Source organism: Sporosarcina luteola, from assembly GCF_023715535.1.
Classification (GTDB): Bacteria; Bacillota; Bacilli; order Bacillales_A; family Planococcaceae; genus Sporosarcina; species Sporosarcina luteola_B.
In genome coordinates, this window is sequence record NZ_JAMBOI010000002.1 from 598342 (window position 1) to 613792 (window position 15451).

The 15451-nt window shown below is 44.2% G+C and carries 17 protein-coding genes; 8 read left to right on the plus strand and 9 right to left on the minus strand.

Going from position 1 to position 15451, the window contains the following annotated elements; genetic code table 11:
• Window positions 1-62: 62 nt before the first annotated feature.
• Genes M3191_RS06510 through argC form a run of 4 tightly spaced genes read right to left on the minus strand, consistent with a single transcriptional unit; the run spans window position 63 to window position 4223 of the window.
• Complete coding sequence (locus M3191_RS06510) at window positions 63-1208, minus strand: acetylornithine transaminase (protein ID WP_251699170.1); 1146 nt, start codon at window positions 1206-1208, stop codon at window positions 63-65.
• Window positions 1205-1984 (minus strand): acetylglutamate kinase, encoded by a 780-nt coding sequence (gene argB, locus M3191_RS06515; protein WP_251699172.1) that lies wholly within the window; start codon window positions 1982-1984, stop codon window positions 1205-1207. Before argB ends, M3191_RS06510 begins: the two co-directional genes overlap by 4 nt.
• Complete coding sequence (gene argJ, locus M3191_RS06520) at window positions 1947-3173, minus strand: bifunctional ornithine acetyltransferase/N-acetylglutamate synthase (RefSeq protein WP_251699174.1); 1227 nt, start codon at window positions 3171-3173, stop codon at window positions 1947-1949. The genes argB and argJ overlap by 38 nt, the downstream gene beginning before the upstream one ends.
• Before the next feature lie 15 nt (window positions 3174-3188).
• Complete coding sequence (gene argC, locus M3191_RS06525; RefSeq protein WP_251699176.1) at window positions 3189-4223, minus strand: N-acetyl-gamma-glutamyl-phosphate reductase; 1035 nt, start codon at window positions 4221-4223, stop codon at window positions 3189-3191.
• A 199-nt stretch (window positions 4224-4422) separates the two neighbouring features.
• On the opposite strand from argC, the gene M3191_RS06530 reads away from it, so the two are divergent.
• The 4 genes from M3191_RS06530 to M3191_RS06545 all read left to right on the plus strand — a co-directional run bounded on the left by M3191_RS06530 (window position 4423) and on the right by M3191_RS06545 (window position 8451).
• Window positions 4423-5202: an enoyl-ACP reductase FabI gene (locus M3191_RS06530; RefSeq protein WP_251699178.1), complete on the plus strand. Its 780-nt coding sequence runs from the start codon at window positions 4423-4425 to the stop codon at window positions 5200-5202.
• A 174-nt stretch (window positions 5203-5376) separates the two neighbouring features.
• Window positions 5377-6279 (plus strand): DoxX-like family protein, encoded by a 903-nt coding sequence (locus M3191_RS06535; protein ID WP_251699180.1) that lies wholly within the window; start codon window positions 5377-5379, stop codon window positions 6277-6279.
• An 8-nt stretch (window positions 6280-6287) separates the two neighbouring features.
• The gene (locus tag M3191_RS06540) at window positions 6288-6896 is read left to right on the plus strand and encodes a DUF4166 domain-containing protein (protein ID WP_251699182.1); all 609 of its coding nucleotides are present in this window, start codon (window positions 6288-6290) and stop codon (window positions 6894-6896) included.
• Window positions 6889-8451: a YndJ family protein gene (locus M3191_RS06545; protein WP_251699184.1), complete on the plus strand. Its 1563-nt coding sequence runs from the start codon at window positions 6889-6891 to the stop codon at window positions 8449-8451. Before M3191_RS06540 ends, M3191_RS06545 begins: the two co-directional genes overlap by 8 nt.
• Window positions 8452-8663: 212 nt before the next feature.
• Here the strand turns inward: M3191_RS06545 and argH are convergent, their stop codons facing one another.
• Window positions 8664-9992, minus strand: a complete 1329-nt coding sequence (gene argH / locus M3191_RS06550) for an argininosuccinate lyase (RefSeq protein WP_251699186.1) — start codon at window positions 9990-9992, stop codon at window positions 8664-8666.
• A 278-nt stretch (window positions 9993-10270) separates the two neighbouring features.
• On the opposite strand from argH, the gene M3191_RS06555 reads away from it, so the two are divergent.
• The 4 genes from M3191_RS06555 to M3191_RS06570 are packed head-to-tail and all read left to right on the plus strand — an operon-like array spanning window position 10271 to window position 13349.
• Window positions 10271-11173: a cation diffusion facilitator family transporter gene (locus M3191_RS06555; protein WP_251699188.1), complete on the plus strand. Its 903-nt coding sequence runs from the start codon at window positions 10271-10273 to the stop codon at window positions 11171-11173.
• Window positions 11174-11229: 56 nt separating this feature from the next.
• The gene (locus M3191_RS06560) at window positions 11230-11793 is read left to right on the plus strand and encodes a branched-chain amino acid aminotransferase (RefSeq protein WP_251699189.1); all 564 of its coding nucleotides are present in this window, start codon (window positions 11230-11232) and stop codon (window positions 11791-11793) included.
• Window positions 11790-12746 (plus strand): TRM11 family SAM-dependent methyltransferase, encoded by a 957-nt coding sequence (locus tag M3191_RS06565; protein WP_251699191.1) that lies wholly within the window; start codon window positions 11790-11792, stop codon window positions 12744-12746. Before M3191_RS06560 ends, M3191_RS06565 begins: the two co-directional genes overlap by 4 nt.
• A 36-nt stretch (window positions 12747-12782) precedes the next feature.
• Entirely contained in the window at window positions 12783-13349 is a 567-nt protein-coding gene (locus M3191_RS06570) for a SurA N-terminal domain-containing protein (RefSeq protein WP_251699193.1), read from the plus strand.
• 72 nt (window positions 13350-13421) lie between these two features.
• On the opposite strand, the gene M3191_RS06575 is transcribed toward M3191_RS06570, so the two are convergent.
• From M3191_RS06575 to M3191_RS06590, 4 genes are all read right to left on the minus strand, one after another.
• Window positions 13422-13757, minus strand: coding sequence for a MazG nucleotide pyrophosphohydrolase domain-containing protein (locus M3191_RS06575; protein WP_251699195.1), 336 nt, complete (start codon window positions 13755-13757; stop codon window positions 13422-13424).
• A gap of 22 nt (window positions 13758-13779) precedes the next feature.
• Window positions 13780-14247, minus strand: coding sequence for a hypothetical protein (locus M3191_RS06580; RefSeq protein ID WP_251699196.1), 468 nt, complete (start codon window positions 14245-14247; stop codon window positions 13780-13782).
• A 119-nt stretch (window positions 14248-14366) separates the two neighbouring features.
• Entirely contained in the window at window positions 14367-14783 is a 417-nt protein-coding gene (locus M3191_RS06585) for a hypothetical protein (protein WP_251699197.1), read from the minus strand.
• A gap of 136 nt (window positions 14784-14919) precedes the next feature.
• Window positions 14920-15411, minus strand: a complete 492-nt coding sequence (locus M3191_RS06590) for a GyrI-like domain-containing protein (protein ID WP_251699199.1) — start codon at window positions 15409-15411, stop codon at window positions 14920-14922.
• Between the last annotated feature and the right edge of the window lie 40 nt (window positions 15412-15451).

Below are 15451 nucleotides of genomic sequence, written 5' to 3' on the forward strand. Positions count from 1 at the left end.
AATTCACATAAATTCACATGTAAAAACGGATCTCCCTTATCCATGAGATCCGTTTGTATTTTTTATATTGTTGTCGGCACGAGCAATATTGATGTCAATACGTCGACTGCCTGATCGATTTCCTCTTCAGTCACAGTCAATGGAGGCAGCAAGCGAATTACATCCGTACCTGCTTGCACGACGAGCAGTCCTGCTTCTTCCGCTTGGCGGATGAAAGGGGCAACGTCTTCCTTGCAATCGATGCCGATAAGCAAACCTTGCCCCCGAATGTCATATTGATCAGGCGACAGGCTCACCTTCAATTTCCGAATCAAGGCATTTGACTTTTCATTGACTTCCTTCAAAAATCCTTCCTCGAAAACGTGATCCACTACTGTCTGCGCAACTGCGACAGCGAGCGGGTTCCCTCCGAATGTGGTGCCATGCGTCCCCGGTCCGAATGAATCGAATAGTTCAGCTGTGCCGAGCATCGCCCCGATTGGGAAGCCTCCGCCCAATCCTTTGGCTAGTGTCATAATGTCGGGTTTTAAACCTGACTGCTCGTAGGCGTAGCGTGTGCCAGTTCTTCCGATGCCGGTCTGTACTTCATCGACAATGCATAAAATCCCCTTCGACTTGCAAATGTCAGAAATAACAGTAGCGAACTCGGGAGTTACTGCGTGGATTCCACCTTCCCCTTGAATCACTTCAAGCATAATCGCCGCCACATCATCACCGATAACCGCTTCCAAAGCTCCCGGGTCATTGAACGGCACCGTCTTGAACGTATCTAGCATCGGGCCGAACCCTTGCTTGATTTTATCCTGGCCCGTCGCCGCCATTGCTCCGAATGTACGACCATGGAACGATTGGTCGAAAGTGATAATCGTCGATTTCCCCGTATGCTTCCTTGCTAGCTTGATGGCCGCTTCATTCGCCTCCGCTCCGCTATTGCAGAAGAAAGCATGAGCGAAGTGTGTGTCTTTTATTAACGAAGCAGCGAGCTTTTCCTGCTCCGGGCTTTCGAATAAATTCGATACATGCCACAGCTTTTCACTTTGAACTTGAATCGCATTGACGATTGCAGGGTGGGCATGGCCAAGTGAGACGACAGCTATGCCGCTAGTAAAATCAAGGTATTTTTTTCCGTCTGCATCTTCCACGACAGTTCCCTCGCCTTTTACAAGATGCACCGGTCGCCGTGCATAATTATTGAATAACGTACTCAAATGAAGACCTCCTCAACTCCGATTGTTGTGCCTGCCAAATGCTGATCTGCAATTTGGACGGATGGCACGCCGGCATCCAAGCAATCGATTGCAGCATTCACTTTCGGGATCATTCCGCCGTATATATCCCCAGCCTCAATCCAGTTCGCGATATCACTTGGGGAGACGGTTGATTGAATTTCATTTCCGATCTTTATTCCAGGTGTATCCGTCACAAACAGGAGGCTTGCCGCGCCGATCGCTAACGCAACTTTGCTAGCAACTGTATCCGCATTTATATTGAGCGGTTTACCGCATTCCGTCGCACCGATACAAGAGACGACCGGGACAATTCCAGCGGCTAGTAATTTTTCTAGCAGACGGTCATTCACATGCTGTATGTCACCGACAAAGCCATATCGTTCTTTATTGAGCAATGTACACGTCAAGAGTTTCCCGTCAAATCCGCTCAGTCCGATCGCATCGATGCCTTCACGATTCAACTGATGGACGAGTGATGGATTCACTTCACCGATCAAGACATCTCTCACGATGGCGATGGATTGATCGCACGTGACCCGAATGCCATTGTCGATGTTCGACGCAATCGCATTCTTCTGTAACGCTGTATTAATGGAAGGCCCGCCTCCATGGACGATGACAATTTCGTAGCCCGCACTTTTCATTTCGTGGAATTTAGTAAAAAAACCGCTTTGCAACCCTTCGAGCATACTGCCTCCGAGCTTAATGACAATCCGTTTACGATCGGTAAGAAGCATTGATTTGGACGTAGTCATATGTCAAATCGCACCCCCATGCTATTCCGTGGCCATTTCCTTTATTCAACCCGACGTAGATCTTCACTTCAGGCTGTTTTAAGTAATGTAGCAGCTGCTCTTCCGAGAAGATGACCGGTTCGCCGTCCTTCACGACTGGCGTGTCACCAATCTTGATTGTAATTCCTAGAGGATCGACGGACGCACCGCTATACCCGACCGCTGCAATGACCCTTCCCCAGTTCGCGTCGCAACCGAACACTGCTGTTTTAACGAGAGGAGACCCAACGACCGTCTTCGCGATTTTCCTCGCTTCTGCGTCTGTCACAGCTCCTTCCACTTCCACTTCGATGAGTTTTGTCGCCCCTTCCCCATCCTTTGCAATCATTTTTGCAAGGTCTTGTGCGACTGCATGCAACGTTTGGATGAAGGAGTCCCAGTCAGGATGGGCAGGAGATAATGGTTGATTTTCCGCCATGCCATTCGCCAGAACAAGGACCATATCGTTCGTTGAAGTATCCCCATCGACCGTAATCGAATTGAATGTCACATCAGTTACAGACTTCAATGCTTCCTGTAAATGGACAGAGTCAATTTTCGCATCCGTCGTAATGAAGCCGAGCATCGTTGCCATATTCGGTTCAATCATCCCTGAACCTTTCGCTGTTCCCGCAATGATGACTTCTTTGCCATCCACTTCTGTTCGATAAGCAGTGTTCTTCGTGACCGTATCCGTCGTCAAGATCGCTTGAGAAAACTGAATGGATCCTTCAAGCGTGTTTGTCGGCTTCAGCTGTTCGATCCCTTTCAACAAAGGTTCCATATTCAATTTCTCGCCGATGACGCCTGTTGATGCCACTCCTACCAAGTCCGGAGCGATGCCGAATTGCTCGGCCGTCTTCTCCTGCATCATGAGCGCATCGATCATGCCCTGTTTCCCGGTGCATGCATTCGCATTGCCAGAATTGACGATGACCGCCTGCATCTTTCCGTTTTTGTGCACAACTTCCTTCGTCACTACTAGAGGGGCTGCCTGGATGGCGTTCGTTGTAAAAACACCCGCCACACTCGCTGGGACGTCGCTGAGCAATACCGCCAAATCATATTTCTTATGCTTCAGTCCGCAATGGATGCCGACCGCTTTAAACCCTTTAGGTGTTGCTATATTTTTGCCTGATACGGGTTTCAATTGTTGAACAGCTACCACCATACCAATTCCTCCTCTTTAAATGAATAATGGAACTTGTGTCAATCCTGCCGTTTCATCCAAACCGAATTGCACATTCATATTTTGCACTGCCTGCCCGGCAGCGCCTTTCACCAAGTTGTCGATGACCGAGACGATTGTTGCCCTGTTCGTCCTCGGATCCACTTTCACGTGAATATCACAGAAGTTTGAACCGGCCACTTGCTTCGTACAAAATTTCTTCGATTCATTCATGATCCTCACAAAGGGCCGGCCCTCATAAGTATCTTTCAAACAGTTGACAAGCTGTTCTTCCGTGACGCCCGCATTCACGGGTGCATAGCTCGTAGCCATTATCCCCCTCGTCATCGGAACGAGATGTGTTGTGAACGTCACTGGAACTTTTTGATTACTAAACTGGGCAATCCCTTGTTCAATTTCGGGAATATGCTGGTGCTCATGTATTTTATAGATCGAAAAGTTTTCATTTGTTTCACTGAAATGCGTCATCGGCCCCGGTGTATTCCCGGCTCCTGACACGCCACTTTTCGCATCGATGATAAGTGCCGAGGGATCTATCAGTCTCTCTTTAAGTAACGGCAGTAAAGAAAGTAGCACTGCAGTCGGATAGCAGCCCGGGTTCGCAATGAGCTGTGCGTTTTTAATCATTCCGTAATTCCATTCCGTCAATCCGTAGGCGCTTAGCTCGACCGCTTCAGCTGGTGCAGGAGTTTTCTTATACCATTGCTCATACTCCGCTGTATCTTTCAAACGGAAGTCTCCGGACAAATCTATCAATTTAGGTCCATTTCCGATGAGCGGTGGCAGTAAATGGCTCGTCACTCCCGCCGGTGTACTCGCAAACAGGACATCATAATTCTTCAATTGTGCATGATCGATTTTCAGAAGAGGCTGATCATACAAGTTCGTGACGTGTGGAAATTTGGCGGAAAACGATGTCCCTTCATCAGATGACGTGAATAAATCGATTTGTTCCACTTCCGGATGATTGTGCAGCAATCTAATCAATTCAAGCCCGCCATACCCGGTAGCTCCGATGATTCCTATCTTCATGTTCCCCACCCCTTTTATCATTAGGATTAGTATACGTATGCATAAATATAAAGTCAACTGTATTATTATAAATTTTGTACTAATTTTTTATTCCCGGCTTTATCATTGGAGTTTTGAATTAAAGGAGAATATGCTATACTATTGTTATTATCAGGTACTAATATTAGGTGATAGTTTTCTACCGATTGAGGAGGCCACTATGGAAGATTTATTGAAGCTTAAAGGAAAGAATATTGTCGTTATGGGTGTTGCAAACGAGCGAAGCATTGCATGGGGTGTAGCGAAGTCCCTTTTTGAAGTTGGGGCGAATGTTATTTTCACGTACCGTAAAGAACGTTCCCTTGCCAAGCTCGAAAAAGCATTGGAAAGCAATGGACTGGAACCGAAGATGATTGTTCAATGTGATGTGAATGAAGATGAAAGTATTCAACATGCATTTACATTGATCGGTGAAACTCTCGGAACAATCCACGGAATTGTCCACTCGATCGCATTTGCTCATGCAGAAGATTTACGCAATGATTTTGTCGAAACATCAAGGAGCGGCTATGCATTCGCACAAGATTCAAGCGCTTATTCCCTCGTCGCCACGGCAAGGGAAGCCCGTCGATTCATGACGGAAGGCGGCTCGATCATCACAATGAGCTATTTAGGTGCAGAACGGGTCCTTGACGGATATAATGTCATGGGTGTAGCAAAAGCGGCGCTTGAAGCATCCGTCAAATATTTGGCTAATGATTTGGGGAAAGAAGCGATCCGCGTCAATGCGATTTCAGCAGGCGCTGTACGTACCCTTTCCGCGAAAGGCGTTCCTTCCTTCAACACGATTTTGGGGCAAATCGAAGAAAAAGCTCCGTTGAGACGCAATATTACAAATGAGGAAGTCGCGAAGATGTCGATTGCGATGTTAAGCGATCTTTCAAGCGGTGTAACCGGCGAAATCATTTACGTCGATGGTGGCTACAATATTATGGGATGAGAAAAGGAGCTTAGCGGCTCCTTTTTTTTGTGTTGTGAGGTTGGAAGCGTTGGAAACTGGCGGGCCATTAGTCCTAAAATGACAATAACTTCCGGGAAATGATCGATAACTTTTCGTACTCCAGTTCAGCAACCTATCTTTTCTAAAATCGTCATGGCTATGAGGTGAAATTGTATGAAAAAAAAGCCTATTTACGTTGAAATAGAGATTGATTCAAATATAGATAATGTATGGAATGCTTCTCAAGATCCGGACTTGCATTCGCAGTGGGATCTGAGGTTCTCCTCCATCACCTATTTGCCAAAAAAAGATGGCGAGCCGCAGAAGTTCACGTATAAACGGAGCGTCACTCCCCTATTCACCGTTGCAGGCTGGGGGAAAAGTATAGGGACTTTCAATAAAGGAGATGGCACGCGGTCTTCCTCTCTTCATTTCGGAACTGATCAATGGCTTTCGCCAATCAAAGAAGGAAAAGGATACTGGAAATATGAGCCCCGGCAAGAAGGGACAACGTTTTTGACGCAATATGATTATGATCCAAATTTCGGTTCATTCGGCAAAGCGTTTGATGCATTCATCTTCCACCCAATCATCGGATGGGGCACCGCCCTCAGTTTCGATGTGTTGAAAAGATGGCTTGAGAAAGGGGAAGCTCCCCGTTCCCAATACTTCCGCTTTTTCTCGACATATGGACTTGCCATACTGTTTTCTTTCATATGGATTTATCATGGAATACTTCCAAAAATCATCGGAAACCATCCTGAGGAGAGACGGATGTTGGCAAGCGCATTACCCTTAGAGGAATCAAAACTAACTGCAATGATGATCGGCATTGGCGTCGCTGAGGTGCTGTTAGGTATTCTTTGGCTCATTTATCAAAAGAGAAAGCACTTATTCGCCTTGCAGCTAGCAGTCTTTCCTTTACTCACCGTTGCAGCGCTCATTGCTGCGCCTGATGCGGCTATGCACCCCTTCAACCCGGTGACATTCAATCTGTCATTGTTTGTTCTATCTCTTATCGGTTATTGTACGAGTGAGGACGTCCCTACAGCAAAAAGTTGCAAAAGGAAAAGGTGAATGTACAAGTGTCGATTTATAGATCGGTTCTCGGAGAAAATTTCAAACTGCTGCATCCGATGCTGCAAAAGCGATATGACCTTCCCGATGGCAGTGTTTTTGAAGCTTCAGGCACAATGAGAGAAATCAAAGGCGGTCCGAAGTGGCTATATCCCCTTTTTAAGATTGGTGTCAACTGGAAACTGCTATTCCTGGAACGAGGAAAAAACGTTCCATTTTCAATTAAAAACACAGCCTTTCCTGGCTCCAATGGCGAAAGTCAAATCCATTGGGAGCGCATCTTTCATTTCGGTTCGACAAAGCGCTATTTCAATGCGTTGATGAGCTTGGATGAAAAACGCCTTGTCATAAAAGATTATCTCGGGGAGCCGCCACTAGTCTATTCCGATTTGGCGTTCGACGTTTCGGATGATGGTTCGCTGACGATCCATTCTTTGAATCAACGCCTCGTCCTCGGCAAAGTAGAGTTGCCTTTGCCAAAGTCCTTGCAAGGTTTAGCGACGGTGACGGAATGTTATGATGAAGCGGCCGCGGTTTATCGTATAAACGTAAACGTACGGAATCCGCTGATTGGTCATGTCTTTTCCTATGAAGGGGAGTTTGTGCAAGATGCGTAAATTCGTGCTTATCCACTTTCTATTATTTATGATCATCGCTGTTTTCAGTAAGGAGCCGTGGCCATTTTTATTGCTGACAGTTGCGCAAATCGTTTATGTACCGATAGCTCTTCGTTTTGTAATGAAGCGTGGGGATTGGTTTTCGAGTTTCTATTCTTATTTTGCGATTCCAGCCTATATATCGATTGCCATCATCCAACTATTTTCACCTGAATGGTCCGCGATTCCTGCCATCATCTATTTGGCGTTCACAGTTATCATTGCATTGTATGGACTGACCCGGTTTTTGCGCCGCGGATTCACAAATATCGAGGAGTTTTCAATTGATCTAGGGATGATGTACATAGCACTCGGCGGCGGTTGGTATTTTGCCTATATAGCGGATATTGACACGGGCTTTACCCCATTATTAACTTGGCTGACCGGCATTCATTTCCATTACTCCGCATTATTATTGCCTATTTTCATTGGACTTCTGGGAAGGCTGTATAAGCCGAATTTCTATTCGTTTTTTACAGGACTATTATTGGCAGCACCGATGGTCGTCGCAATCGGCATTACCTTTTCAAGATGGATTGAGTTGTTTTCTGTACTCCTTTACATCGTCGGATTGGCTGGATTAATCGCAATTGCATGGCGTACGCGCTTTCCGACCCGTATGCAAAAATGGCTCATCGTCACTTCATTCACGTCGCTCGGTCTCACAATAGTGTTCTCGCTCCTTTACGTACTAGGAAATGGTTTCGGTCTCACTTCCATTACGATTGACTTCATGCTTCGCTTCCATGGCGTCTTGAATTGCATTGTCTTTGCGCTATTCGGCATTGTTGGATGGGCGTTGTGCGTTCCCTCTTCCGTTTATGAAGAACCAAATTTCCCGATTAGTAGAGTAAAAGGAAAACAGCGTATCGAACATCTTGGTGATCCCGGTAAGCATCGAGGACTTGTTGATAACATGAATCTTTATGGAATAAACAAGGTTTCGCCTCGTATCCTGGATTTTTACGAAAACACGATCGATTACCGCCTGTTCTCCACTGTCCATTGGCATGCCTGGTTTAAGCCGTTTGCCTTTCTTTATTCATTCATAAGCCGGAGAACGGAGCAGATCAATTTGCCGCTCCATCGGAATGAGGTTGAAATGACAGGCGATATTCTAACGATATATGATGGCATCGATGGACGGAAGGATGTCCGCGCTTGGATTCGGAAGGTGGATGAACAATATGCATTCGTTGCTCTATATTCCTCTCATCAAACGAATGAAGGACGGAATTTCATGAATATCGCATTGCCGCTCCCTTGTTCCACGATGACAGGCGTCTTGGAGATGATCGAACATGGAGATGACTTGCAACTGACGAGCAGGAAAACTTGTCCTGATTCAGACGCGGGTATTTATTTGACAACGAAATTAGGAAAGTATTTTAGTCTGCCGCTAGAGGAAGATTTCGTTGTCCGCGAAGAAGGAGACGGCTCGCTGACCGCTAGGCATGAAATGTGGATTTTTTCGATACCGTTTTTGACGATTCATTATAGAATTCACAAGGAATGAGAAAAGCCAGAGGAAATCCCCTCTGGCTTTCGGTTGTTATGAGCGCGGAACTGCTGTTGTTGAGCGCAGGATGGCTGATTATGAGCGCGGATTCGGATTTATGAGCGCGCGGCCATTGTTTATGAGCGCGGAATGGAATTTATGAGCGTCAAACTAGATTCATGAGCGCGAAACCCACTTTTATGAGCGAACGGCTTTCCCGGCGTATTCGCTTACTCGCCGACTTCCCTCATTATCCCCTTATTCCCCTTCGTCAAAATATTTTCATAGTCGATATAGTCGTAAATGTCATCTTCGATTTTCTCACTGAACTTAGCAAGCTCCTGCACAGTCAAATCTTCAATCGCTTTCTTCTCCGCTTCGCAATAAATGATGATTTTCCCAACGATTTCATGGGCGTCGCGGAAAGGAGTTCCTTTCGCTACCAAGTAATCAGCCACTTCCGTTGCATTCAGGAAGCCGGCTTTGATGGCCGCTTTCATATTGTCTGCATTCACCGTCAATGTGTCGATCATCTTAGACATGATTTCCATGCAATCAAGGACTGTATCCAACGCGTCGAAAAATTGCTCTTTATCCTCCTGCATGTCTTTGTTATACGTCAGCGGCAATCCTTTCAATGTCGTTAATAAAGCGAATAAGGATCCGTATACTCTTCCGGTTTTACCACGAATCAACTCCGCAGCGTCAGGATTCTTTTTCTGCGGCATGATGCTGCTGCCAGTGGAGTACGCATCCGCCATCGAGATAAATTTAAATTCCTGGCTGCTCCATAAAATCAGCTCTTCGCTTAAACGGCTCAAGTGCATCATGATAATGGAGAAGTCTGACATGAGTTCCAGCATATAATCCCGGTCGCTCACACCGTCGAGAAAATTATCGACCGGCTTCGAAAAGCCTAATAGTGTCGTCGTTACGTTTCTGTCGATATTATGGGTCGTCCCGGCAAGCGCCCCGCAGCCTAACGGGTTTTCATCCAATAGGTCCAGCGCATTGCCGACACGTTTTTTATCACGCTTGAACATTTGCTCATAGGCTCCTAAATGATGGCCGAATGTGACGACTTGTGCTCGCTGCAAATGTGTATATCCAGGCATGATGACGTTATTTGCTGCAGCTTTCGCATGCAAGGAATCGATGAGAGTCTGCAAGCCATCCATCACTTCAACCGCTTTATTTTTTGCATACAGGCGCATATCGACCGCCACTTGGTCGTTCCTGCTGCGTGCTGTATGCAGTTTCTTTCCTGTTTCACCGATCCTTTCCGTTAACTGCATCTCCACGAATGAATGGATATCTTCGTAATCGCCTTCGATGAGAAGTTCGCCGTTGTCGATATCATGCAAGATGGATTCCAGGCCTTGAACGAGCAAATCCCCTTCTTCGGGTGTCAACAGATCAGTATGGACGAGCATCGTGACATGCGCGAGACTCCCTGTAATATCTTCTTTATACAATCTATAGTCTACTGGCAATGAAGTATTGAACTGCTCCATAATTTCATCAGCGCGGCTTGTGAAACGGCCTCCCCAAAGTTTCATATCGTATCAACCTCTCATATGTATTTTTATTCATTTTATTGTATTATAATAAACCAATCTAGCAATTGCAATGAAATCCTATACAGGTCGACCAACCTATGTCCCATTCCTTGCCCGCATCACTGGTTAGTGCTATGCTTGGTTCACTGACAAAAAAAGAGTGATGACCATGGTACTTATAGATAAAGCAACAATAGATTATATTTTGCCCAACCCTTGACAACAATATGTCAAGGGTTTTTGTTTCCCCAGGGAAAATATGCTTGGAGGCCAGATTAATGACAACTAACCAGAACCATTCCGTCGCTTCCGTATTTGCGATTTGGATCAGCTTGATGAGTAATATTGTTTTAACGGTCTTGAAAATTCTCGTTGGGGTCCTGTTCAACAGTCCCGTATTGCTGGCGGACGGCTTCCATAATGCAGGAGACGTGGTCGCATCAGCTGCCGCATTGACGTCCATGCGTTTCTCGCAGCGACCGGCGGATGATGACCATCCATATGGACATGGGAAAGCTGAAGTCATTGGGTCTGGCATTGTTGCGATCATTTTAGGAATTGCAGCCATTTATATCGGATACGAAGCTGTCAAAGCTTTTTTTGAGGAGCCGGCGAAAGCGAGTGTCATCGCCTTACTCACAGCTATCATATCCCTAATCTGGAAGCAGGCCCTCTATATCTACACGATGCGCATTGGCAAGAAAGTGAACAGTAAAGGATTGATTGCTACGGCGTATGACCATTTGGCAGATGTCTATGCATCGCTCGCAGCTGTTGTCGGTATCGGCTTGGCATTGATCGGCGACGCTTATCATATCCCTTTCCTGTTATACGGAGACCCTTTTGCAGGGGTAATCGTCTCTGTGCTTGTTCTCAGACTTGCTTATGAGATAGGGAAAGATTCGATGGACATCCTGATGGAAAAAAACGTGTCCGAAGAGCGGCTCAGGGAATTTGCAGCGTTGATCCGTACGGTCCCTGAAGTGAGAAGAATTGACAGACTACGTGCGCGCGAGCACGGGCATTATGTACTTGTCGATTTACGGATCGGCATTTCCGGAACGCTGACGATCCAGGAAGGCCATGACATTTCGAGTACAATTCGAAATTTAATCATCAATGAACATGAGGATGTGGATGAAGTGCTCATCCATTTGAATCCTTGGTATCCGGATGAATAACCCGGCATAAGAGTTATGAAGTGATGTATACTTGTGAATGAAAAGGAGTGTCTTCCATGTTGAAAGATAAAATCGCTAAATTAGTCGCTCAAGACGGAACTTCATTGTTCCCGATTGAAAGAGAGTACGCTGTTAAACAAGGTTTACTTACTGAAAACAGTGATGTTGAAAATAAAGAATGGAGCTTTCCAGTCATTGAAAGATGCTTGAAAGAGACAGAAGATGTGCTCAAAGAAGAACAGGATTCATTCATGCAAGAGCCTGTCTCTTATTTCTTCAAAAATGCCGAGGAATTCTTGTATGTTGAATCAGATGCATTCGAAACGATCGGTATCGATGGTATCGCTATTGAAATGGATGATGTCTTCAGGACGTTCACTGTCCTGTTCGGTTTGAAAGTCCAGAAAAAATGGGGCGGTTTCTTAAAGGACTATTTGGATGCAAATGTCGGCTTGAAAACGTATAGCGCAATGTTCTCAGACAAGGACGGTCTTTGGGATGTAAATATTCCTCTCGACCAACTGGACGGATTCCAAAAGGATATGGCAATAAAAGATGCAATGGACCTCGCCTATCGATTCATCTTCAATTTGCTTGAAGGGATCGAGGCGGCAAATTGAAACATGCATTTGAAGTTGAAAACAAGGAATTTATCTACACATATGTAAGGCAAACAGACGAACATGATTTATGCCGGTTGGAAATGAGGGCCTTTTTTGGTTTTGACGGGCCATCGAATGTTATTAAGAGCAGTGTAAAGATTGATCCGAGCAGGAGCCCTTTCATGAAGGAGCGACTTGAAGTACTATTCTCCGGTAACAACTTGGACGAACTAATCGAGCAGGCATCTGAATTTGTCACCCATAAGACATTCAAAGTGACTTGCCTTAATTCGATTACCCTTGATACAACTGTAAAACTCCATCATCCGGAGCGGCGCAGTATTGAGCGGAAGATCGGTGAAGTGATCCAAGGGGAGGCGGATTTACTGGAGCCGAAGGTCAATTTCGGAATCGTCTCACTGGATGAGGTATGGTATTTCGGCATTTTAGTGGAAAGCGAGCCGATCTGGCGGTTTCATATGCAAAAGCCTCATATGTATTCCACTGCGCTGAGTACACGCGTTGCCCGGGCTGTCGCAAACATCGCCGTACCGCATCCGGAAGGGATCCGGGCGATCGATCCTTGCTGCGGAATCGGCACTGTCTTGGTCGAAGCGCGCTCCATGGGCATTGACATTGTCGGCAGGGACATCAACCCTCTCGTCTGTCTCGGCTCCAGGAAGAACCTCGCCCACTTCGGGTTGGAGGGGGAAGTTGTCATCGGCCCTATTTCCGATGTGACGGATACATATGATGCTGCGATTATTGACATGCCGTATAATCTCTTCACGCACATCACCGCTGAAGGACAACAGGAAATTTTAAAAGACGCTAGACGAATTACTTCGAGACTGGTTGTTGTCACGATTGAACCAATGGATCATATGATTACTGAAGCAGGCTTCACGATTGTTGATCGCTGTGTTGCGAAAAAGGGGACGTTCGAGCGGCAAATTGTTGTTTGTGAATGAATGAGGAGTGTTCATGTAAACAAAGGGGTGGGATGAATGAAAAGATTTGCGAGTGTTATGTTTCTTAGTTGTTTGATAATGCTAGCCGGTTGTAATTCTATTTCTAAGTATGATGATGAAGATGTGGCAGCCATTGTAAGAGGGGAAGAAATTACAGTCGGTGAACTGCGGTTTTTATACTCGGATGATAAAGTCTCCGACTATTTGGATGGAACCATTAAGGCAAAATTAGCGGAACAAGAAGTGAAAAGAATGAATCTTGATGTGTCTGAAAAACTTCAGGAAATTCAGGCGTCCATTGACTCAATTGAATATTTTTATCCCCCGGAAGATGATAATTCTAAAACTGCAAAGGATACCCGTAGATTTTATGAGTCGCAAGCTAAAAAACTCGGAATGGAGCCAAAAGAGTTTTTTAAAAAGCATGCCGCAGCAAATCAGGAAACAGGTGTATATCTGCAAGCCTACGTCGATAGTGTATTAGGCGAACCGACGGTGGATGATAAAGACTTTGATATGGAAGACTTTAATAAAAAAGCAAATGCGGCATTGGATGAGTTAGTGAAAGAGCATAAGGATGAGATCGAGAAGTTTATTAAGTAGTACTGTAATCTCTTTAGCAATCTACTGAAAGGCAATATGGAATCATTGCCTTTCAGTTTTTCTTTTGGGATATCATTTAATCGGAGCATTTTGCTGGGCTAAAAACTCTTCCAAATTGGGGGTTTGATTATATTTAACTGCGGCTTGCTTGTCTTTTTCTAAAATTGCTATTGACAAATCAATTTGATTTATACTTGCGATAGCTAGCGCGTAGTGTATTACATCAACTAACTCACGTTCCAGGGAAGTATCTGATGAAACTGATTTTCGACCCTCTATCTGGTTTAAAACCTCTGCTACTTCCCCTATTTCTTCAACTAATTTCATAAATAATCCTGATGAAGTCCGACCTTCTTTGTATTTTAATGTTAGATAACTTTGGTATGCTTGAAATGTTAATTGATCCATAAGTAGTCCTCACAATACTTTATTATTTATGCTCATACATTGTACCCAAATATACAGTCTCTATTTTCAGGTCATCGCCTATCCTATTCAGAACATAAATATGACGGGAAACTCCGTTTATATGAAATTCTGAAGGATTTAGAACTTTCATATCTAACAGCACATCATACACATAGTCACCTTTTGAGATAAACTCCGGGTCACTTGTCAATTCCATACTCACTACTTTTATATCTTGAATACCATGAATTCCGTCCTGCTTTCTCTGATCCTCACCGTCTTTTAAAAACGATAATAAATGCTCACTAACTTCAGGGTCAAAATTGAAGAGCCCCACATATTCATCCCATTTATGAGATTTCGTATAGTCGATAGACTTTTGAATTAGTGTTTCTGCTTCAGTTTTATCTGAACCAAAAACCGTCGATACAAATTCTATTGAAACTATAAACAATGAAATAACAAAAACTGCTAGCCCTACCCTCTTCACCTAATCACCACTCTTTTCACTTCAGCTTTCCAAAAAGCTTACTGCATTTTGGTTAATTATAATAATCCTTTTTCTATTACGGATACACTTTCCTCTGAACATTATTAATGAATTACATTTTACTCTTCATACTTTCTATTTAACTCTTCCTCAATATACGCTGCAATATTGGTTGGAATTTCAATAACGTCTTGAATTAACACTTCTCCATTCTCGGAGGCTATAGGTGTTAGATATACAAGCAACGTTTTGCCATTATCAAATGTGACTAACGTAAAGCTCTTTATATCTGCACTCTTTGTTGCTGCTTGCCTCACAGTTTCGTACAGTTCAGTTATACTTTTCTCATCGTATCCATCCAGCATTAAGGTTTCAAACTGTTTATAATTATCTTGGAGTGCATATTGTTTCATTAAGGAAGTAGTATTTAGGGGACTACTCGGTTCTCTAGCTGTATTATTTTCCCCGCTACATCCGGTTAGGAAGGTTAGGAAAATTGCGAAAGATAACATCAAAAATAATCTTAGCTTAATCATCTATATACTCCCCCTTATACTTTCGTATTCTCCTATATCAGAAGTCTTTTTATTCCTTAATATGGCCTATTGTTCTGGAGAGGCCTTATTTCCATCCTGTCACAGCACCCAATTATTGAACAACAGATTAATGAATTTATGTTCTTTTGCTGATGGGAATTAAGATATCAAAATGTGGATTTTTGACATCGCGATCATTCGGGTATCTTTCGTGTTTTATCGGTAAACGATCGAAATATTCCACATCAGGCTCCCTAAATGGCTCATAGTCACTTTCCTTCAGCCATTGATAGATATTGTCATAAGTTTGGCCGATATCTTGATCTTTTTTATGATGTGTAATTAAGTAAGTCATCGCTGGTACATTTAATTCGACCATGCCATCGGGGAGTTGTTGTTCTACGCTAACTTCATATATAGAATAATGTACAAACCCATCAGGCCTTAGGTGATAGGACAGCCCTAATTGGACTTTTGGATTGATTACATAGTCTAACACTCCTACTCTACTGCTCATGCTAACAATAAGTTCTTTTAAAGTATTAACTTCTGTGTATGGACCATCCCATTTTAGTCCGATTCCCCGATACGCAGGGATCTCTACTATTTCATAATCGAAGTTTTTCATCATAAATCTCCTTTGTAATATATTTTCTCTTTCTCTTTTA